The 21,005-nt window shown below is 58.5% G+C and carries 19 protein-coding genes and 1 pseudogene; 7 read left to right on the plus strand and 13 right to left on the minus strand.

Annotation, left to right across the window (positions count from 1 at the left end):
* Positions 1-140: 140 nt before the first annotated feature.
* The 5 genes from PSV40_RS03180 to PSV40_RS03200 form a co-directional block, all read right to left on the minus strand.
* A complete protein-coding gene (locus PSV40_RS03180) occupies positions 141-2,612 on the minus strand; it encodes a heavy metal translocating P-type ATPase (protein ID WP_300534080.1) in 2,472 nt (823 codons plus the stop codon).
* 148 nt (positions 2,613-2,760) lie between these two features.
* Positions 2,761-2,991, minus strand: a complete 231-nt coding sequence (locus PSV40_RS03185) for a heavy metal-associated domain-containing protein (protein ID WP_293595803.1) — start codon at positions 2,989-2,991, stop codon at positions 2,761-2,763.
* A 59-nt stretch (positions 2,992-3,050) separates the two neighbouring features.
* Positions 3,051-4,688: a multicopper oxidase domain-containing protein gene (locus PSV40_RS03190; RefSeq protein WP_300534083.1), complete on the minus strand. Its 1,638-nt coding sequence runs from the start codon at positions 4,686-4,688 to the stop codon at positions 3,051-3,053.
* Between the two features lie 71 nt (positions 4,689-4,759).
* Positions 4,760-5,020: a DUF5676 family membrane protein gene (locus PSV40_RS03195; protein ID WP_300534086.1), complete on the minus strand. Its 261-nt coding sequence runs from the start codon at positions 5,018-5,020 to the stop codon at positions 4,760-4,762.
* A gap of 11 nt (positions 5,021-5,031) precedes the next feature.
* Positions 5,032-5,454: a hypothetical protein gene (locus PSV40_RS03200; RefSeq protein ID WP_300534087.1), complete on the minus strand. Its 423-nt coding sequence runs from the start codon at positions 5,452-5,454 to the stop codon at positions 5,032-5,034.
* An 844-nt stretch (positions 5,455-6,298) separates the two neighbouring features.
* Between PSV40_RS03200 and PSV40_RS03205 the strand changes: the two genes are divergently transcribed.
* A complete protein-coding gene (locus PSV40_RS03205) occupies positions 6,299-7,546 on the plus strand; it encodes an MgtC/SapB family protein (RefSeq protein WP_300534089.1) in 1,248 nt (415 codons plus the stop codon).
* A 61-nt stretch (positions 7,547-7,607) separates the two neighbouring features.
* Here PSV40_RS03205 and PSV40_RS03210 read toward each other — a convergent pair whose 3' ends face one another.
* Positions 7,608-8,048: a hypothetical protein gene (locus PSV40_RS03210; protein ID WP_300534092.1), complete on the minus strand. Its 441-nt coding sequence runs from the start codon at positions 8,046-8,048 to the stop codon at positions 7,608-7,610.
* A gap of 241 nt (positions 8,049-8,289) precedes the next feature.
* Positions 8,290-8,802: a cupredoxin family protein gene (locus PSV40_RS03215; protein WP_300534094.1), complete on the minus strand. Its 513-nt coding sequence runs from the start codon at positions 8,800-8,802 to the stop codon at positions 8,290-8,292.
* Between the two features lie 270 nt (positions 8,803-9,072).
* Between PSV40_RS03215 and PSV40_RS03220 the strand changes: the two genes are divergently transcribed.
* Both PSV40_RS03220 and PSV40_RS03225 read left to right on the plus strand, forming a co-directional pair.
* Positions 9,073-9,762 carry a heavy metal response regulator transcription factor gene (locus PSV40_RS03220; RefSeq protein WP_096699570.1) on the plus strand — a complete coding sequence of 230 codons (690 nt, stop codon included), beginning with the start codon at positions 9,073-9,075 and terminating at the stop codon, positions 9,760-9,762.
* A 5-nt stretch (positions 9,763-9,767) separates the two neighbouring features.
* Positions 9,768-11,126 carry a heavy metal sensor histidine kinase gene (locus PSV40_RS03225; RefSeq protein WP_300534098.1) on the plus strand — a complete coding sequence of 453 codons (1,359 nt, stop codon included), beginning with the start codon at positions 9,768-9,770 and terminating at the stop codon, positions 11,124-11,126.
* Between the two features lie 10 nt (positions 11,127-11,136).
* Here PSV40_RS03225 and PSV40_RS03230 read toward each other — a convergent pair whose 3' ends face one another.
* The gene (locus PSV40_RS03230) at positions 11,137-11,466 is read right to left on the minus strand and encodes a DUF4148 domain-containing protein (RefSeq protein WP_300534101.1); all 330 of its coding nucleotides are present in this window, start codon (positions 11,464-11,466) and stop codon (positions 11,137-11,139) included.
* Between the two features lie 266 nt (positions 11,467-11,732).
* Positions 11,733-12,779 (minus strand): porin, encoded by a 1,047-nt coding sequence (locus PSV40_RS03235; protein ID WP_300534104.1) that lies wholly within the window; start codon positions 12,777-12,779, stop codon positions 11,733-11,735.
* 360 nt (positions 12,780-13,139) lie between these two features.
* Here PSV40_RS03235 and PSV40_RS03240 point away from each other — a divergent pair, with 360 nt between their 5' ends.
* The 4 genes and pseudogenes from PSV40_RS03240 to PSV40_RS03255 all read left to right on the plus strand — a co-directional run.
* The gene (locus PSV40_RS03240) at positions 13,140-14,687 is read left to right on the plus strand and encodes a hypothetical protein (protein WP_300534107.1); all 1,548 of its coding nucleotides are present in this window, start codon (positions 13,140-13,142) and stop codon (positions 14,685-14,687) included.
* Positions 14,688-14,814: 127 nt separating this feature from the next.
* Positions 14,815-15,486: a heavy metal response regulator transcription factor gene (locus PSV40_RS03245; RefSeq protein WP_300534109.1), complete on the plus strand. Its 672-nt coding sequence runs from the start codon at positions 14,815-14,817 to the stop codon at positions 15,484-15,486.
* A gap of 198 nt (positions 15,487-15,684) precedes the next feature.
* Positions 15,685-16,350 (plus strand): ubiquinol-cytochrome c reductase iron-sulfur subunit, encoded by a 666-nt coding sequence (petA, locus tag PSV40_RS03250; protein ID WP_300534112.1) that lies wholly within the window; start codon positions 15,685-15,687, stop codon positions 16,348-16,350.
* A gap of 177 nt (positions 16,351-16,527) precedes the next feature.
* A pseudogene (locus PSV40_RS03255) lies at positions 16,528-16,707 on the plus strand (copper-binding protein); the annotation flags it as partial.
* A gap of 446 nt (positions 16,708-17,153) precedes the next feature.
* Here PSV40_RS03255 and PSV40_RS03260 read toward each other — a convergent pair.
* The 4 genes from PSV40_RS03260 to PSV40_RS03275 all read right to left on the minus strand — a co-directional run bounded on the left by PSV40_RS03260 (position 17,154) and on the right by PSV40_RS03275 (position 20,847).
* Positions 17,154-17,855: a copper resistance protein B gene (locus PSV40_RS03260; RefSeq protein WP_293595811.1), complete on the minus strand. Its 702-nt coding sequence runs from the start codon at positions 17,853-17,855 to the stop codon at positions 17,154-17,156.
* An 11-nt stretch (positions 17,856-17,866) separates the two neighbouring features.
* Positions 17,867-19,717, minus strand: a complete 1,851-nt coding sequence (locus PSV40_RS03265; protein WP_300534115.1) for a copper resistance system multicopper oxidase — start codon at positions 19,715-19,717, stop codon at positions 17,867-17,869.
* 78 nt (positions 19,718-19,795) lie between these two features.
* Positions 19,796-20,206, minus strand: a complete 411-nt coding sequence (locus PSV40_RS03270; protein WP_300534118.1) for a copper-binding protein — start codon at positions 20,204-20,206, stop codon at positions 19,796-19,798.
* Positions 20,207-20,313: 107 nt separating this feature from the next.
* On the minus strand, positions 20,314-20,847 hold the full coding sequence (locus PSV40_RS03275) for a cupredoxin family protein (RefSeq protein WP_300534120.1): 534 nt from the start codon (positions 20,845-20,847) through the stop codon (positions 20,314-20,316).
* Between the last annotated feature and the right edge of the window lie 158 nt (positions 20,848-21,005).

Here is a 21,005-nt window from a genome sequence, read left to right on the forward strand (position 1 = left end):
GGTCTGGCTGAAGACCTGGCCTCTGTTGTGGTAGCTCGCCCAGGTTTCCCCTTAGGACGACGCGTGCTGGTGCCCATGATTTACCCTTCGATGTTTTGAACAATCTGAGTCCAGGTCGCTTGGAACCGAGTACCGCTTTATCATGATGAAACCCCTGCGGCCGTTGTCGTTGAAGCTTGCGGCTTCTGCTGCCTAATGCCGGCGAGCTTGGTGCGTTTGAGCAGCAATGCATTGATTGCTACCAGGGCCGAGCTGCCGGACATCGACAGTGCTGCGACCTCGGGCGACAGCGTGAATGGGTAAAAAACGCCGGCCGCCAGAGGAAAGGCGATTACGTTGTAGCCGACCGCCCACCACAGGTTCTGGTGCATCTTGCGCAGCGTGGCGCGTGACAGCTCGATGGCACCGACCACGTCGTAGGGATCGCTCTTCATCAAAATGACTTGGGCGCTCTCCATCGCCACGTCAGTGCCCGCGCCAATTGCGAAGCCCACATCAGCCTGTGTCAGGGCCGGAGCGTCGTTGATGCCGTCGCCGACCATGCCGACCTTATGGCCCTGGGCCTGCAGCTCTTTGATCTTGGAGGCCTTCTGGCCAGGCAAGACATCGGCCAGAACAATGTCGATGCCGAGTTCTTTCCCAATCCGATCCGCTGTGGACTGGTTGTCCCCGGTGATCATTGCGACCTTCACGCCGCGCTCCTGCAGCTTGGCGATCGTTGCCATGGAGGTTGGCCGGACGGCGTCGGCGATGGCAATCAGGCCGATCAGCTTGCCAGCCCGAGCGACATACACCACGGTGCGGCCACCGCCCTGAAGACGGGAAGCTTGCGACGAGAGCTCCTCCAAGGCGACGTTTTCCGATTCCATCAGCTGGCGATTGCCAAGCAAAACACTTTCACCGTTGATAGCTGCGCGAGCGCCCTGCCCGTCAATATTGGTAAAGCCCGTCGCAACCTCAGTCGGCGTGGTGCCGGCTCGCTTGAGTATTGCAAGCGCCAAAGGATGCTCGGAGAACTTCTCCACAGCCGCTGCCGTGGCCAGCAGCTGCGCGTCGTTGACACCTGGCGCGGTGACCATTTCCACGACGTCTGGCTGCCCGAGCGTGAGCGTGCCCGTCTTGTCGAAGACGATGACTGTCAACTTGGTGGCGTTTTCCAGCGCGGCAGCGTTCTTGAAGAGGATGCCGTTCATGGCCCCAAGTCCGGTCCCGACCATGATGGCCATCGGAGTGGCCAGCCCAAGGGCATCGGGGCAAGCGATCACGAATACCGTGATCGTTAAAGTCAGGGCGAACAGTAAAGGCTGGCCCAAGACCCAGAACCAGACGCTGAAGGTGAGCAACCCGATAACAATGGCAGCCAGCACCAGCCATTGCGAGGCCTTATCCGCCAGTAACTGGCCCGGGGCCTTCGAGTTCTGCGCTTCCTGAACTAACTTGACTATCTGCGCGAGCGCCGTGTCGGCGCCGACCTTGGTAGCCTTGTAGCGGAAGCTGCCGCTTTTGTTGATCGTAGCGCCGATGACTGCATCGCCCACGACTTTTTTCACTGGCATGGATTCGCCGGTCAGCATGGATTCATCGACTTGGGAGCCACCCTCAAAAATTTCGCCATCCACCGGAATCTTGTCTCCCGGTTTGATGACGACTGTCTCACCAACCAATACCTCGGCGGTAGGAACCTTGACCTCGACGCCACCGCGCAGCACTGTGGCCATGGGCGGGGCCAGGTCCATCAAAGAGCGGATCGCGTCCGAAGCCCCGGCGCGCGCCCGCATCTCCAACCAATGCCCCAGCAAAATGAAGACCAGCAACACGGCTGCAGCTTCGTAAAACACCTCACCTTCATAAATGAAAGTGGCGCCGACGCTAAAGACGTACCCCGTACCGACCGACAGGACGACCAGAGTCGCCATGTTCGCAACCTTGTTGCGCGCAGCACGCCAGGCAGCGATGAAGAAGGGCCAGCCCGGATAGGCAATGGCACCTGTCGCGACGACGAACAGGAACAGCTTGCGGTCGATGCCGAACGGGGTAGCAAAGTCGCCAAACATCTGCCCCATTGGTGAATACAGAAACACTGGAATTGCGAACAATAGAGCTACAAGGAAGCGGTTGCGCATGTCTTTGGCCATGTCTTCCATCGACATACCCGGTGCGTGACCCATGTCATGCATCATGTCGGCCTTCCCGTTAGCGGAAGGGTCGCCATGACCACTGTGAGAACCATGGTCGCCATGCGCCGCCGGTGCAACTTTCACAGCAGCTCGCAGCTCTGTCCCCGAATCGCCGCCAATGCTTTGGCGCCCTGCGCCGCCAGGCATGGTGTGCCCGGCATGTCGGGTATGTGCATCTCCTGCCGTCTTATGCTCCTCCGGAGCGCAAACATGGGCTGGGAGGAGTTGGCCGCGGCAGTGATAGCCGCAGTCGATCACGCGTTGCCGGATAGTTTCAAGCTCGATCCGCGATTCGTCATAGTGCACGGTCGCGCTTCCGGCGACGTAGTTCACGTTTACGTGATGGACACCCGGAAGCGTAGAGAGCTGCTTCTCAACGCCAGTGGCGCTCAGTGTGGAGACCAGATCGCCGACCTCGATGGTTGTTGTTTTCATGCGTTTCCCATTGCAGATAATTCAGCGGACCAGCAGCCTGGCGCCGCCTGGATTAGAGACATCCGGGGCTGAACCATGTCACCGTGAGTTGCCGTGTGACTTTTTCTTCTGCGCTTGTCTTTGCGGTTCTTCTTGTTCATGGCCGGGCCTATTGACCTTGATCTGCCGGGCGCGCCTTAGCCGGGTAGCCCAGGCTGGTGATCGCCAATTCAATTTGCGCGGGCGACACCCGGGCGGGATCAGTCACAACGGTAGCGACACCCGGATTCAAAGTCACTTCGGCGTGACTGACTCCGTCAATTTTTTTTAGGGTGCGCTGCACGCTACCCGTGCAACCGCCGCAAGTCATTCCGCTGATGTCAAATTTAAGTGTGTTCATGGTAAGTTTTCCCGTGAGTTGAATTGCCTAAGCCCGTGAATAGATTCGCCTCCACGCCTTCATGCCTTGACGCGAAAATTGATCATCATCCCGCCGTCCTCGTGTTCCAGGTTGTGGCAATGGAACACATAGGTCTGGTCGCCGGGGTATTCGTGAGCGAAGTCGATCGCCACCCGCACCGTTTCACCGGGCCAGACCAGCACGGTGTCTTTCCAGCCGAGGTCGCTTACGGTGCGGCCCTGACCGAACCGCGCCGTGGCTGCTATCTGGGGCGGGCTGCCAATGCGTTCGAGCACCTGGAACGAAAAGCCGTGGATGTGCATCGGATGCGGCATGCCCAGCGCCGGATTGCTGATGCTCCAGATTTCCACTGCACCGCGTTTAACGTCGAATGCGATTTCGTCCATGCGAAAGGTGTATCCGTTGATCAGGAAGCGCATTTGCCCCATCGACAGTTCGATCTTGCGCTGCGTGGCGCCGGAGGTAGCAATCGGCTTGATCTGGGACAGCGTGGCCGGCAGTTTGGCGACGACGCGCTCGCCGGTTGTGACCGACAGTTTCAAGATGTTGAACTCCAGGCCAAGCGGCAATCGTGACGAGGACATGCTGGCCATCATCCGGCCCATGCCCATGCCGCTCATACCAGGCATGCCGCCCGGGCCGGCAGTTGGCCCTTCGTTTTCCATCGCATCGAACGCCAGGCTCCTGAGGAAGATGTCCTCACCGGGCCGCGCCTGGCCTGCGTCGAACAGCACGTCAAGGCGCTCGCCCGGCGCGAGAAAGGCTTCGCTCACCGTTTCCGGACGTTCGATCAGGCCTCCGTCGGTGCCGATGACGATGAAGTCCAGCGCCTTGTTTCCTTTGACGAAGGCGAGCCGGTAAATGCGCGCATTCGACCCGTTGAGTAGCCGCAGGCGGTAGGTGCGCGGTGTGACGGCCTGTACCGCATTGGGTGTCAGGTTGGCGAGCACGATGTCGCCCAGCCAGCCCATCATGGCTTCATGGGCACCAGGCTTGTACAACAGCTTGCCCTGCGCGTCGAACTGCTTGTCCTGAATGACCAGGGGCAAATCGGTGACGCCGAGCTGCAGATCAAGTGTCTTGCTGACTCTGCGCTGATCGTCGTCGTCCACCAGGAAGAAACTCGCCAGGCCGTGATAGGCCTGTTCGGCGGTTAGCCCGTGTGCGTGCGTGTGGTACCAGTAGGTGCCGCCGCGGTTGCGCACGGTGAAGTCGTAGTCGTAGCGCGCGCTAGGCGCGATGGTGTCGCGAGGATGCCCGTCCATCTTGGCCGGTGTATGCAAGCCGTGCCAGTGGATGATGGTCGGCTCCTGAAGCGCGTTGTCCAGGCTGGCCGTGAAGCGCGCGCCGCTCTCGATGCGCAATATCGGGTTCTGGTAGGCCTTGCCCGCCTGCTCGGTCTGGTACAGCAGGAAGGGGGATTCGCGACCGGGTAGCAGCGGGAAGCTCGCTGCGGTGGTGCGTATTTTGAGCGGCCCGGCGACATCGAGTACCCCAAACGGCCCACTGCCGACAGGAATGAACAGCTTCTGCTGGAAATTATCTGCGGCCACCGGATCGAAGGGATAGTGGCGAAACGACCCGCCAGCCAGCGCCCCGGAACGAGGCGATCCGTAATACATCCAGGCGGCGCCCCCGGCGGCGGCCACGGCCGCCACACTGGCGAACTGGAACAACTGTCTTCTCTTCAACATATAACTTACCTTTACAAGCTTTAACTACCCCGCCGGCGCACTAGAGCCGGCAATCAACGCGTCATTCGATTAAGCAGCCAGGCAAAAAAAGTCCTTGCCAATAGCGCCCAGGTGCTCAGTACGAGCAGCGCCATCAAGAAACCCTGCCACCCGAATGGCCGAGGCTGAACCATGCTGTTGAAGTTCATGCCATGGAAAAGGTTATTCATGAAGCCCAAAAAGGGCCCTGGGGCGATAGCCCAGAACAACGCACACAGGGCATAGAACACCCCGACGGTGATGGCCAGAGCAATACCTGTACGAAACGATGTCATGACCACACCCCTTACTTCGCCGGCGTGGCAGGCATCCGGTCCATCATCATTTTCATCATGGTCTGCATCATTTCCATGCGCTTTTCCATCATCTGCTGGCGCGCGCCCATGTCGCCAGTCATACCCGGCATGTTTTTCATATCACCCATACCAGCGCCGGACATGCCGCCCATCATGGCCATGCCGTCCTGCATGGTTTTCATGTGCTCGGCCATCAGCTTGCTGCGCTCTTCCGGGGTTTTGGCGCTCATCATCTTTTCGTGCATGCCCTGCATGGTCTTCATCTGCGCGTCCATCTTGGCCATATGGTCGGGCGGGGCCATGCTGCCCGCAGCTGCCGAGCCCATGGGCATCGCTGGAGCGGTATTGCAAGCAGCTAACGTGAGAGTGGCGGCAAAAGCGATGGCAAGGGAAATTGAACGGAGATGGGTCATGACAGACTCCTGGTTAGTTGATGGAAGGGAAATACGGTGTGTATGCGCGCGCGTGCAGGTACCGGTGTGATGTCCGACTCTGCCCGCTATACCAAGAGGACCAAGAGCCGAAATCGTCGGAAAAATGTGAGAGCGGCGAAGATCACAGAGCGCGAGGCTCTGGAACACGCGGCAGCAGACGGCTAGAGTGCTAGTCGCGAGTAGCGAACCCGAAGGGGTCGCTCAGATGTCGTGGGCCGCATTTCGTCGATTCGACTAAACGGGAAAACGACAGGAACAGTTGCGGTCCAGAGAACCGCGACCAAGGGCGCCGCAGCAAGATCGATCTGGACAGATCGCAATTTCTGCGGAGACACAGAGGACTCGTCATCGGCGCAAGCCTTAAGGCACGGTGCCTTGGAAGCACGGGAGTCATCTCCGTGGTCGGCAATGACCCCAGCATGACCAGGTGATATGGCGGGTGCATGCGTTGCATCGGCCAATCCGGCTGCTACATGGAGATGGGTTCCGCGAGCCTCAAGAAGACAAGCATTGGCGACTCCTGAAGCCAAGGCAAACACCCAAAACAGCAGCGCTACGAATGCGATGCTGCGTTTTGAGCGGATGTTGGAAAAGAGCTTCATGCTGGTACAGATCTATGTTTTTAATGCTATCTCGCCAACGCGATAGCTGATTGACATACATCAAGTGGAACTTAAGCTAGATCACAAAACCGGTCAGTCTGCCGCCTGCATTGACAAAGAAGACGAGGCGTTTGCTGGATCTCCTTGACGATAATATGGGCTCTGATTGAAAAATTGGAGATCTTTTCCTGAACCTCCTATCTGCCTCCATTACGTCCACGGTGTTTTCTCTTGCCGCAGCCCTTGCCGTCGGCATTTTGATCGGCCTCGAACGCGGGTGGCGTGAACGCGAGGGCGCTGATGGGAGCCGGGTCGCGGGATTGCGGACGTTTGCATTGTTCGGCTTGTTGGGCGGCGTGCTCGGCGTACTGAGCGAGGCACTGGGCCCTTGGCCACTGGCCGCAGGGCTCGCCGGCTTGTCCATCCTCTCCACAGTGTCTTATCGGGAAAGTGTGCGTGCCCATGGCGGCCTGAGTGCAACTACCGCTGTCGCTGCACTGCTGACGTACGCCCTGGGCGCACTGGCGGGCATCGGCCATGCTGCCGTCGCTATCGGCGCATCTGTCGTCGTCGCAATGTTGCTGGACCTCAAACCCACACTGCACCGCTGGCTACGGCTGGTGGAGCACCGCGAACTCAGCGCTGCGCTGCAGCTGCTAGTCTTGTCGCTGGTCATCCTGCCCTTGCTGCCGGATGCCGGCTACGGCCCCTACAAGGCATTGAATCCTTATCGTCTTTGGTGGGCGGTCGTCCTGATCGCCGGCCTGTCTCTGTGCGGCCATATCGCAATACGCTTCACCGGACCCCAGCGGGGCATTTTCTGGACCGGTCTGCTGGGAGGGCTCGCCTCTTCGACCGCCGCCACATTGACGCTCGCCAGACGTGCTCGAGCTGAACCGGGGCTGGCCAATGCCGCGGCAGCCGGTACTTTGGCCGCCTGCGGAATGATGTTCCTGCGCATGACTGTGATCGTCGTCTCGCTTCAGCCTGTGCTAGGCAGGCCGCTAGGAGTTCCAATGGTCGCTGCGGGTGTCGCGCTACTCGGCCTGGGCGCATTGCAGTGGAAGCGACACTCATCGGTCGACATCGCACCCGAGGGCGACCCTGTCGCGCCGTTCGATCTAAGTACGGCGCTTGGCTTCGGCGCGTTTCTCGCCGTGATGATGGTACTGACTCAGGCCGGCAGGGAATGGCTGGGCAACCCGGGCCTGTATGTGGTGGCGACACTCTCCGGGCTGGCAGATGTCGATGCAATCATGGTCACCGTGCTTCAAATGCAGGCTGCAGGCAGCTTGGCGGTGCGCCCCACCGTGACGGCTGTCGGCATCGCAGTCGCGGCCAACATGGTAATGAAGGCGTTGATGGCCACGGTGATCGGCGGCCGATCTCTAGGCCGTCGTGTCGCAGCCGGCTACAGCGTTTCAATCGCTGTCGGTACGGCGGCGGCAACCATCATGATGCTTATCTAAAATTTCCGTCAGCGCATTTCAAGGCCCCAACATCGCTGCACGCTGTCAGGCGCCAAATTCGTCAAAACTTCCAGCGAAAGACGCGCGATTCCGCTTCGCCCGGACGCGCCAGCCTGAGCTCAACGGCACTAGGCGGAGGTGCCGTCATGACAAACTCGAGCACGCCTTCGCGATGGTGCCCGCCCGGCGCGGCACCCGTCCACGCAACCGGTTTGATCTCGCGACCATCGGCAGTCATCAGCGTTGCGGTCTTGAGCAGATCATCGCTGAGGTCGCTGCTGTGGGTGTCAAACACGACGGCAAACTGCCAGCGCACAATGCTGGCACCGACCGCCTTGGGTGTCACCTTCACCGTGACGCCTTGCTGGACCGACACTTGGGGTGAAGTCTGCGGGCCATCCTGCGCCTGCACGCCGAAAGTCGCGACCGTCAAAGGCAGAAAAAGCGATAGGGCAATCAGAACCTTCTTGGGGGCGCCGCGAAACGCCATGGAAATTGGCATACTGAACTCCTTGTTTGTAAAGGATCTGATCCTAGAAAATTTGAGCACCGATGCGATTGAGATGCATCAACTGTAGCCCATGCCAACGAAAGCTTAGGTGCCGCGGTTACTCTGCCAATTGCTGGCCTCAAGAGCAAACCGAACGCTCAAAAATCGCTGTTTTCTCGGATTTCCATTCCGGCCTGATCCACGGACATACCGAGCTCGCCGACCTGCCTATCGCTATTGGCAGCCGTAAATGTCAGTGTTTGTGATCGTTATGGTCGTCACTCTTTGGCGGTAGTTTGCTGGCTGCCACATTCACTAGCCCTTTCATACCAGCGTCAAAGTGGCCCGGCTGCAGGCAGGCGAAGTCAACCTTGCCCGCGCTTGTGAACTGCCAGATGATCTCGCCGCTTTTACCCGGCGCTACGGTGACCATATTGTCGTCAGCGTGTTCCATCTCCGGGTTTTTCTTCATCACCTCATAGTGGTCCTTGAGATCCTTTTCGGTACCCAGCACCATTTCGTGCTTGACCTTACCGGAGTTCTTTGCGACGAAGCGGATGGTTTCACCCTGTTTGACGTTGAAGTTTGAAGAGTGAAAGCGCATGTCGTCTTTCATGTCGACCGTGACTGTGCGCGTCACTTTGGATGCGACGCCAGGCTTGCCAATCGCGCTATCGTCGTGATTGCCCGCGTGGCTGCCGGCAGCCATCGCGGACAAAGAAAGCAAGGCGCAAGGCAGCGCGAGCAGGATGTTTCGTGATTTCATGGAATACCTTTCAAGGGTGGGTGTTGGAAGAAATAATCAGTGCTGCATATTGCCCATGGGCATGTACTAAATGGATATGAATTTACCGACCATCTCGACGAAGGTGCGTCATCCGCTTCGATTACTGGAAAATCGCGTCCGTAAAGCTGAAAGACCATCACATTACGAACAGAAGTTTAAATAACCATCCTCGACGCCAGACCCACCGGGAGATTACAAATCTGTAATCTCCCCGAGCGCACAATCAGCTGTCAAAAAAAAGGAAATTCCATGCGCCTTCTGGTGGTCGAAGACGAACTCAAGCTGGCCGAATACCTGCGCCAGGGTCTCAGCGAAAACGGTTATGTTGTAGACGTCGCGCACAACGGCATCGATGGGAGGCATCTCGCACTCAGCGGCGACTACGACCTGATACTTCTGGACGTGATGCTTCCTGGCATGGATGGATTTGGGGTGCTTGAAGCGATCCGAAAAAACAAGCCGGTACCCGTGTTGATACTCACCGCTCGAGACCAGGTGGAAGACCGAGTGCGAGGCTTGCATGACGGTGCCGATGATTACCTGGTCAAACCATTCGCGTTTTCAGAGCTGCTGGCCCGTGTCCTGGCTCTGCTGCGTCGCGGCGCTGGCAGTTCCCCGATAGATGCCATGGTTCTGGCTTTGGCTGATCTACAACTCGATCTGGTCAAGCGCAAGGCAATGCGCGCCGGCGAACGACTTAACTTGACCGCCAAGGAGTTCAATCTGCTGACGCTCTTGCTTCGCCGGCAGGGGCAAATTCTTTCCCGGACCACCCTGGCGGAGCAGGTCTGGGACATGAACTTTGACAGCGACACCAACGTGGTGGAGGTTGCCGTTCGGCGCCTTCGAGCCAAGCTCGACGATCCCTTCCCTGCCAAGCTGTTGCATACGGTCCGCGGCATGGGCTATGTGTTGGAAACGCGCGATCTGATCGCCTGAATCTGATGAGGCCCCAGTTATCTTCGATCACGGCAAGTCTGGCGCTGTCGCTTGCAGGAGTTACAGCCGTGACGTTTCTTGCAGCCGGGATCGCCATTTATTGGGGAGTGGCATACACCCTGGAGCAGACCGCTCGCGAAGAGGTGACCGGTAAATTACGCATCGTGCAGCATTTTGTTGACGAAGTAGTTCAGGACGGCAATCTTGAAACCTTGCGTCATCACATCGACGATGTGATGACGGGGCACGGTGAACTGACGGTTTGGCTTCTGAATGACAGGGATGAGGTCGTTCACGGAGGTCTCGGCTTGCCGGTAAGGCAACTGCGCGAAGGTGACTTTGAAGTGCGGACGGTTTCAGGCAAGAAAATGGCCTTTGCGCGTAAATCCCTGGAGAATACGGGTTCCCTCCAGCTTCGCACGGCTGTTATCGCACTGGACATGGCCCCGCGCGCCAGACTGCTGCGTGCGCTGCTCTACCTGATGTTGACGGCCGGCTCACTCGCCATGCTGCTTACTTTTACGCTGAGCTTGCAGGCGACCCGGCACGGATTGCGGCCCATAGGCCGCCTGTCCCGGCAGGCCGCGACGATCGCACCGAACTCTCTCGCACTGCGCTTGGATATCAGTGGAATCGCTCGTGAGCTGGAGGAATTGGCTCAAGCATTCAACGGCGTCCTCGATCGGCTGGAGTCGGCCTACCAGCAAGTGAGATCATTTAACGCAGATGTGGCGCATGAGTTGCGCACGCCCTTGGCTACCCTGATCAGCGGAACCCAGTTGGCGTTATCGGCAAATCGGCCGCTGACGCATTTGCGAGCAACTCTTGAATCCAATCTGGAGGAGCTGGAAGGCCTCAAATCGCTAGTGAACGACATGATGTTTTTGGCGCACGCCGATCATGGCACTGTTGTTCAGGACCTGGTCGATACCAACCTGAGGCCCGAGGTTCAGAAGGTGTGCGAGTTCTATGATGCACTCCTTGAAGATTCCGGGCTGAAGGCTGTCATTGAAGGTCGAGCTACCGCACGTTGCTCGCCCGCGCTGATGCGCCGGGCGATTTCGAACTTGTTATCCAATGCGATCAAGTTTACGGCACCGGGCGAATCCATCAAGCTGTCATTGACCGAGCACGGCCGCATCGCCGAGATAGCGGTTGCCAATCCGGGTCCACCCATTCCGGCCGAAACGCAGGAAAGGATGTTTTCCCGTTTCTACCAAGCCGATCCGGCGCGCGTTCGCTCCGGCGACAGTCATGGCCTGGGTCTTGCCATAGTCAGCGCTATCGCAAAGATGCACGGAGGTCGCGCATTCTGTGAAAGCGCTGACGGCATGACACGCGTAGGCATTCGCATCCCGCAGTAGTCCGGAAGGTTCAGTAGGAGAACTCGCCGCGTGGAATCAGGCCTGCCCGATTGGCCGCTATCGCTTCATTGCGCACTTGGTCGCGAGACTTGCCCGGTCCGATCGAGGGTGCCGGCATCGGCGCTCCCAGGCGTGCCCAAAAATCCCATCGGGGGGATTTCATGGCGGCCTCCAGCTCTGTCCGAACCTCTGCGCGGGACTTCCCTGGCTTGGCATGATCGGGATGAGAGACGTAACCCATCTCCGTGTCCGCGGGGTGAATGATTTCTGCGGATACGGCCAATGATGCGCCAGACAAGACCGCAAAGGCGGCGATAAGCGCAAGTTTTTGAGTAGACATGATGATTTCCTTTCGAGGCACAGGCACCGCGCGGGGGACCATCCTTTGCGTCGGCGTGCTGGCATATCCGCCAGCATGTAGACAACTCTAGGGACAGCATCCCTACAAAACTCTGGCCTCCAAATTACATGTTTGTCATTTCGAAATCAGGGCAAAAAAAATGCCCCGCACAGGCGAGGCATTTCAGATCTAGTCGTGTAGTGGGTCCCCGCGCAACCGGGACCTTGCGGCGGATGCCACCCCTGAGGGGTGAGCGCTAGCCACGATCAAAAGCTGTGCCGCAAGCCCAGCTCGTAGCCAGAAGACTTACCGCCTGCCGTGATTCCCGGATTGCCGCCCGCAATGGCAAAGGTTGCTCCACCCTTGTTCGAGATACGTGAGGCGGTGCCGTACATCGCGGTGCGCTTGGACAGGTTGTGCACGTAGCCCAAAGCCAGCTGGCTTGCATCGCTTGCGTTGTACGCAGCGGTGCCACCAGTCGCGTCCGAGCGAACGTAGGACGCACGGATCTCATGAGCACCAAGTGGAACGGACACACCGAGCAGGAAGCGATTTTCCTTCAGCGCCAGCAACCTGTCGCTGTAGTAGTGGCTCATCAGCTTGGCTACGCCAAAGTTGTATGAACCGCCGATGCCCGTTGTTTTGAACTTTCCACCGGTGGCATCTACCTCCGTAGAGCCGTAGGAGACGGCGACATCAATGGGGCCGTTCGCGTAGCCAAGGCGTCCACCAGCGTACTTGCGAGCAAACCGATCCACTCCCGTCCCCGGTAGAGAAGGATTCACACCTTCATTGAGCGCGACCATCGCTTGGCCATAAACACCACCCATGTTGGGCAGGAAGTAGCTGATCGCGTTGTCAGCGCGAAAAAATGTGGCTTGACCGCTGTAGCGTGCGATGTTCGCGGAGCCGCCGACACCAATCACACCGAAAGGATCAAATGTATAGGTGAACGCGCCCGACGGTGTGAGATCGCGGCCGAGTCGGAACTCGCCAAAGTTTCCCATCAAACTCACCGTTGAACGGCGGGCGAAGAGTTTTCCGTTGCCGTTTGTGGTGCCGTTGTCTGGATTGATATCCGACTCAAGCCAGAAACCGGCCTTCAGGCCGCCGCCCAGGTCTTCCACACCGCGGAAGCCAAAGCGGCTGCTGGAAAGGCCATTGTTGTTCAGCGTGGAGTTGCTGCCAACACCACTGTTGTCCACGTTGCGCAGGTTGACATCGACGATGCCAAAGAGCGTCACTGAAGATTGTGCGCTGGCCGTACCCGCCGCTAGGGCAAGCAATGCCGCCGCTGTTGCGATGTGCTTCATATTGTTCCTGATCCTTTGATTGGTTGAAGTTAGTAGTGCCTCGATGTGAGCGCACCACGAAGGTCACTTTATGAAAAAGCAGTGTTGATGGGCACTCTCGGTTTCGCAAAGGGATGGTCAACGCATGCATACCCCCCAATAAACAGAGCACCCCTGTTTCGCAATTGCAACAAGGGAGTGAAAGACGGCAGAACGAACGTCCACAACGGCTGAAACATTGCAGCTCTGCAATGTTTCAGCAATCTTCTTGTTGGTGTTGAATTTTTATTCTCCATGGAACAAATGCGGCCCCGGCGCGCAAGGAAAACGGGGGGAACAGCCCGCTACTCGTTTCGTCCTCAATACAACAAGGAGACAGGCATGCGAAGGCAAGACATTCAATTGAGAGCTCTCGCCAGAAACGGCGACATTGGTGCGCGTCTGGAGGTCGGCCGTCGCTATTTGCTGGGCATCGAGGGTTTTTCTCAGCACTCATCAACGGGCATTGACTATCTCACCCACCCTAGTGTTTGCGACTTGCCTGGCGCACGCATTCTTATTGCGGAGTGCCTGCCCCTGGATGAGTTGCTGCTTTTGGGTCAGCAAGAGTCCCTTCGCAAGGCGGCACTTTCGGGCAGTGCGTTGGCACAGCTGAAGTTCGGCACCTACCTGTTAACCCACACCGGGAGGGAGACGGAAGCTGCAGCCTATTACGCGCACGCGGCGGCAGGCGAGGCGTGTGCGGCCCGCGCGCTCGCCATCTGCGAGTCCGTCAGCGACAGTGAGCGTCTACCGAAAATCCTGCGCTTGCTGACGGACGACAAGAAGGAGAACGGCTGTGCCATTGCAGAGTTCGCAGCGCGGGAAGCACAGACGGAGGGGGACCTGCCTCGCTTGCGGCTGTGTGTACATGCTGCGATTGGGCTGCTGCCAAAACCTACAAGTGCGATATCCAAACTCGTCGTTGCGATGGTTCGAATGGCAGAACGCACCGGTGAATCACTGCAAGACATGCCGGTTGAATTCGTTCAGGCAAGCCTGGAGATGCAAAACGGACAGGGAAACCCGGATGCGACCTACACGCTTGGGCGCGCGCTGTCCGGGATCGCCTGTGGGTGTCTTCAGCCTTCGAGCCTCGCCGAGAGTCCGAACCTTCGCAAGGGAACGGCATTGCTGCTACGGGCAGCCGACGCCGGCCGGGACGAAGCATGGCTGCATTTGTACAAGCTGAACTCAGACCACCGGTGCTCTGTCGCCAATCCCCAAATGGCCAGGTTCTTCCTTGAAAAGGCCGCAGAACGCGGGCAAGCGGAGGCGCAACGCAAACTTGGCGCCTTGATGCTGCGCGAAGCCGGATCGATCACGGAGTCCGAACAAGCAATTTGTTGGCTCTACCGCGCGGCACGCGAGGGTGACTTGCACGCAAAGCAGCTGTTGAACTCCCTAGTGTTGCCTGTATCAGGCAGCGATCAGGAGGCCAAGGTCGCTGTGGAGGAGCTGGATCGTTCCGATCCCTGGTTGGCCACGCGGCTGCGGTTGGCCAGGCATTTCGGTCTAACCAAGCTCGAGGCCTTGGCGGTAGACCCTGCAGAGGGGAAAAGGCCATGGGGCCTGGTCGTGGGACCCAATCCCTTCATCGTGCAAATTCGTTTGGCTGCTCCACGCGCCATTCCGGCACTGAGCGACGAAGCCCTGGCCGACCTCGAACGCGCTGTCACGCTCTTCGGGCGATCGCAGCGAAGTGGCGGCGACTCAGAAGGTGACTTGCGACGCCGATCGCTTAACCAGCGAAGAGCGTTTGAACGTCATAACTTGCAGGAGTCCATGTTCTTCGCGACGGCCAAGTCGACCGTGCTCGATTCCTTTCGGGTGGGTCCAAAGTGGGCCTTCCGCGCGAGGCATACCCTTCATCTTGCACTCGCCGCATGAAATCCGCGCCGACGGTCAATAGGTTGCGTAGGCAAACGTCAGTCATCGCTCCCGGTTTCTGCTCAGTGCTTCATGTGGATGAACGACCGGCCTGCAGCACAAGTTGCAAACCAGAATATTGCAAGAAATGAGAATTCTGACGGTTGAAGATGAACCAAAATTTGCGGAACATGTTATGCAAGCTCTGGTCGAAATTGGGTTTGTCGTTGACCTTGCGCGCGACGGAATCGTTGGGAAACATATGGCACTAGAGGGTAGCTATGACCTCATGTTGCTGGATGTCATGCTGCCGGGCATTGATGGCTTCGGTGTTCTGCAAGCGGTGCGTGAAAAGAAAGATTTTCCGATTATTTTGTTAACGGCACGCGATACGGTGGAGGACCGGGTCAAAGGGCTCCAGATGGGCGCAGACGACTACGTGGTCAAACCGTTCGCTCTGCCGGAACTGCTGGCGCGCGTTCAGGCCTTGCTGCGAAGGGGGCACGTTCAAGACCTGACCGTCATGCAGTTGGGCGACCTGCAGCTGGACCTGATCCGGCATAGAGCCACCCGTTCAGGGAGACGGTTGGACTTGTCCGCGCAAGACTTCAAGCTTCTTGCCCTTTTTCTTCATCGGGAAGGACAAGTTCTTTCTCGCACCATTTTGGCGGAGCAGGTTTGGGATATCAATTTCGACTGCGACTCCAATGTGGTTGATGTCGCAGTCAGGCGGTTGCGGCAAAAGATTGACGACCCGTTTCCAGTGAAGCTGCTGCACACGGTTCGAGGCGCGGGCTATGTCATGGAGACGCGGGCATAGACAGTGTGTTCCGCCGAGCCTGGCGTTGCTGGATAACAGCCGGGTAGCGACGTTCGCGAATCCCGGAACTGTCGATGCGATTTGGACTCGAACGTGGCGACCGGTGCACTTCTGGATTTGATGGAACTTGCGGGCATTGCGTGAGGCATCGATGTGTCACTTGCATGGTTTTGTGGGTTCGTGAAACTTTCATGAATCATGGCGGGCGTCGTCGTCGAGTTGGGAGGCCCATTAAAAGGATTCGCCATGTCTGACCTCTTGCTAGCCCCTCCGTGTGCGCCCGATGCGCACCGCCGTCAACTGACCTTCGCTACAGTAGGTGTCGGCGGCGCGAGCATCCTCGCCGCTGCCGTTCCCTTCGTTTCATCTTTCGCCCCGAGCGAGCGCGCCAGGGCGCTTGGCGCGGCGGTGACGGTGTCGATCGAGGGTTTGCCGGAAGAGCGGCTCATGACCGTCGAATGGCGTGGCAAGCCCGTCTGGATACTGCGACGCAGCGCGGCTCAGCAACAGCGCTTGCAGTCGCCCGATCTGCTAAGCGCCTTGGCGGATCCGGCTTCGCTGCGACGCGAGCAGCAACCCAACTACGCCGAAAATCCGCAGCGCTCGATCCGACCCGAGATCGGCGTGTTTGTCGCGTTGTGCACGCACCTCGGTTGTATACCGGCGTATCGCCCCGATGCCGGTGCGACCGACTTGCGTGCCGGGTGGCCGGGTGGCTTTTTTTGTCCCTGCCATGGGTCGGCTTTCGACCTGGCAGGTCGTGTGTTCCGCAACGTTCCGGCGCCCAGCAACCTCGAAGTACCGCCGCATCGCTATGTCTCCGACTCGGTCATCGAGGTTGGCACTGACAAAAACGCCAACTGAAGTCCTGCCTGTGAACTTGATTTTCCCGGTGTCGCGGGCGCTGCCACAGGCTTCAAGCCGCTCGTCATGCAGGACTTCAGCGCAGTTTTGGCCGATCGGCATCAGCTATCGGGAATATCAGCATGAAAGTCACTTCACCACCCGACCGGCTTTGCGCCATCGCCTGACCTTGAGCAGTGCAAGGTGACCATCAAACACGAGGCCCTTGAAAACCTGGACATGCCAGGCATGATCATGGCGTTCAAAGCAGCTGATGCCAAGTTGCTCAAGGACGTCAAGCAAGGCGACAAGATTTTGTTCCGCGCTGGAAAAGGTGAAGCGGGATTCGCAGTGGTCAGGCTCGAGCAGGTCAAGTAAGGCTATGCACCGGGGGCGGGGAACCAGCGCTTGCTCGCGTTGGCGCAAGCGAGTACTTGGAGACTTGCCCCCGGCCTTGACGGCCATGCGCAAAGAGGCAGTAGGTCGTGACCTACCCTGCGCAGGGAACATTTCGGACAAGCTGTCCCGATGCTGAGCCGCGATACGCCCGTGGTTGCAGCTATCCCGCCGCGCCCCGGCATCTTCGCCTCTACGGTGTCCGGCATCGGCTGATGGCGCTCGTCAAGCGCTGCGCACTGCTTGCCCTCGTAGTCCAGTCAGTTGTTGGTTTGCAAGCACGACAAGGTGGGCCTGCAAGCATGTCTACGTCATCGCCATGCGTGATCACATCGCAACATTCATAGCGGCTCCAGTCTGGCCACGGGCATTTGACACAGCTTCTGATGCGCGTAAGTCGTGTACTGGGTCCCGGTTGTGATTTTCCGCTAGAAGATAACGCGCAAACCAGCACGGACCAGTGTTGAAGGCTGCTGCCCACCCGGTTGAGTAAGAGGGTAAAAAGTTCTCGACAGATCCACATAAGGCGCGAAACGCCGGTTGAATTCGTAACGCGCCTGAATGCCAATGTCGACTTGGTAAGGTCCCGAGCGAACCGTGGAATCGAGGTTCGAAGCGGACCACTCCACATTGGCGTAGGGACGCAGGATGAAGCGGTTGGTAAGCAGGAAATCGTTTTCGAACCGGGTGCGGGCGGATACCTTGCCGTCGTCTCGAATGAATAACTTTAGATCGACGTCAAAAGAGTACGGTGCGAGGCCACGAACTCCCAAAGCGAGGTAGTCACGTCGACCTGGTCGCTCGTCATGTCGCAGGCCAATCTGTGCGTCCCAGAATGGAGCAACGTAACGCCCGTAAAGCAGCTGCATCTCAGCGGCCTCCGTTCGTCCTTTGCTACGCTCAGCATCAAACTGGTACCAAAGCCTATTGACGTCACCGCCAACCCAGCCATCGACACTGAGTGACTGGCTTGAGCCGGCCTGGCCGCGTATCTTGCCGGTTCCGGCTTCGACCTTGGTGTAGGAATAAATCGACTCGTCTTCCACCGCCTGCGCAGACAGGGCAGACAGGCCGAGGACGGCAGCAGCGAGCCAACGCACCGATGCTATAGGGTTGAGATTGTTGTTCATTATGGTTAGGTTCAAGCTACTTCGACAAGGCGAAACATGCCGGTCACTGCGTGGTAAAAAAGATGGCAGTGGAAGGCCCAGGTGCCTTCGTCTTCGTAGGTAACATCTAGCTCCACTGTTTGCGCCGGTGGCACGATGATGGTGTGTTTGCGCGGGGCGAATATGCCATTGCCATTGACCAGCTCCATGAATACGCCGTGCAGGTGCATGGGGTGCTCCATCATGGTTTCGTTGACCATCTTGATGCGTACCCGCTCCCCAAGCCCTATTTTGAAGGGCTTGGCGTTGGAAAGTTTCTTGTCGTTGATCGACCAGAAATAACGCGTCATGTCGCCGGTCAACCGTACCAAAAGTTCTCTTTCCGGCGAACGGTTGTCGGCGTTGCGGGTGGCAGCGCGCAGCAGCCCGTATTTCAGCCGGCGCAAGCCGTCCGCATCCACCGGGGCAGCAATCGGGGCGGCCGCCGTCTGGTCCGACATTCCGGGCATACCCGCCATCGAATCCGCCGGCTTTGCTGCAGGCACTGGCTTGCCCGACGCTGACATGCCGGGCATGTCGGCCATGGCCTTGTCGGCAGGCGTGGAAGGCATGGCCATAGACGCGCCTGGCGAAGTGGCCGCCGGCTTGCCCATATTCATACCGGCCATGCTCGCGTCTGCAGCGGGTTTGGTATCCATGCCGGGCATTCCGGCCATGCCTGAAGCATCTGCCGCGCCCGAGGTATCGGCTGAGCCGCTCATGTCCATGCCCGCCATACCCATGTCGGCCATCGTCCGCACGGGCTTCGGTCCCATGTCCGGCACGGGGGCACTCATGCCAAGTTCCGGTGCCAATGTTCCCAGTGCGTAGCCGATGCGTGCGATGGTGGGCACGAAAATACTATAGGCCTTGGCTTCCTTCGGTTGCACGATCACGTCGTAGGTTTCGCCGTTGCCGATGCGGAATTCATCGACTTCGACAGGGCTCACGTTCTGACCGTCGGCCTGCACCACAGTCATCGGAAGGCCTGGAATCCGGACATCGAACATATTCATCGGCGAGGCGTTGATGAAGCGCAAGCGCACGCGTTCACCGGGCTTGAAAAGCGCGGTCCAGTTCTCGGCTGGCTTTTTGCCCGCCATCAGGAAAGTCCATTCGTCGCCGCCGTCGCTGAAGTCGGTCGGGTCCATGCGCATCTTGGCCCATTCCATGCGATCGTTCCAGACCGCATCGCGCGCCTTCTTGTCGGGTGCATTGCGCAGTTGAGCGAGAAACTGGGGCGTCGTGATGCGCCGGTAGTTGTAGTAGCCTTCAACCTTCTTGAGGTTCGCCAGCACCTGGGGTGGTGGCGTGTCGTTCCAGTCCGACAGCATCACGATGTACTCGCGGTCGTATTTGAAGGGGTCGGGCTTGATCGGGTCGATGACGATGGGGGCGAAATACCCGGCCGCTTCCTGCAGCCCCGCATGGCTGTGGTACCAGTACGTGCCTGACTGGCGCAGCTTGAAGCGGTAGGTAAAGGTTTCGCCCGGCTGAATGCCCGGAAAGGTAACGCCTGGCACGCCGTCCTGATTGTTGGGCACCAGCAGTCCATGCCAGTGAATGCCGGTGATCTCGCGGAGCTGATTCGTCACGCGAATGACGACCTCTTCGCCCTCCCGAAAACGCAGCACAGGCCCCGGCATGGTGCCGTTGATGGTGATGCCCATGGCAGGCTTGCCAGTGATATTGAGCGCCGTCTCGGCGATCGTCAGGTCGTAGGCGCGGTTGACGGGTACCGCGCCAATCTCAACAGCGCGCAGCTGTGCCCAACCGGGTGGAAGCGCTCCCAAGGCGCCCAGGCCAAGCAGCGACTGCAGCGATCTGCGTTTCAGTTCATCCATGGTGATCTCATTTTCTTTTGTGCAAAAGTGACACGGTAAAGGCCGTGCCGACTGGGTCGGCGTTTCTCTGCCCCCTGCTTACTGGGCAAGTTCCATGCTGGTCACGGCTATCGCGCCGTCCGATTTTTCGGCCTTGAACTTGACTTTGCTGCCCACCTGGACCTTGTCCAGCATGGCCGCGTCCTTGACCTTGAATACCATCGTCATACCGGGCATATCGAGGTTTTTGATGTCGCCATGCTTCAGGGTGATCTTCTGGTTCTCCTTGTCGATCTTGCGGACCTCGCCGTCGGTTTTTGCTGAGTTTGCCGCTGTGTCCAGCGTCATGCCGGGCATGCTGCTTTTATCGATCTTGTCCATCTTCATTCCGGACATGTCCATACCGGACATGCTGTCCTTGCTCATGGTGGTCTGGGCATAGACGTTGGCGGCGAAAGACGCCGCCAGAGCGAGGGCGCCAAAAGCGGCGAGAGATTTAGAGGTTTTCATAATGTATTGATTTCCGGGGAAGTTGAAAAAGTTAAAAGTTATATAAAAAAGTATCGCTCAGGGATGCGAGAACCCGGCAAAAAACGCTGTCGGGCTATTCGGATCGATCAATGCTTGTGACTTGCGTTGTGGCCTGCGGGAGTGTCGGCTTTAGGCGCCGCACCAGCGGTTCCTGCGACGGTGACCAGGCCCTTCATGCCGGCGTCGTAGTGGCCGGGTTGCAGACAGGCGAAATCAACTTTGCCTGACTTGGAGAATTGCCAGACGACTTCGCCCGTTTGACCCGGTGCGACCGTGATCATGTTCGCGTCGGCGTGCTCCATTTCGGGCATTTTCATCATCATGGCGTAGTGCTCCTTGAGTTCTTTCGGCGTGCCGAGAACCATTTCGTGCTTGATCTTGCCGGAATTGGTAACCAAAAAGCGGATGGTTTCACCCTGCTTGACAGCGATGTCGGCCGAGGTGAAACGCATGTTGTCGGTCATGTCGACTTTGATCGTGCGGCTCACGTTGGCTGCCTGCCCCGGCTGACCAATGGTGGCCTCACCGTGACCACCTGCATGGGAGCCAGCGGCGAAGGTAACAACCGACGCAGCGGAAAGAGCAAGCGCCAAGGTAGCTGTGCGAAGATGATATTTCATGAAAATGTCCTTAAGGGGTAGGGGTAGGAGAAGGGCCGGGCGGTGTTCACCCTGCCCGGCTTGGTGCGGGGGTCAGTTGGTGTACTGTTCCTGAAACAGGGTCCGCTCCGCGTCTGTCATGGCGAGGCTTGGCTTCGGGGTGTTGTGTGCAATGCTGT

The organism is Polaromonas sp. (genome assembly GCF_029945925.1).
Classification (GTDB): Bacteria; Pseudomonadota; Gammaproteobacteria; order Burkholderiales; family Burkholderiaceae_C; genus Polaromonas.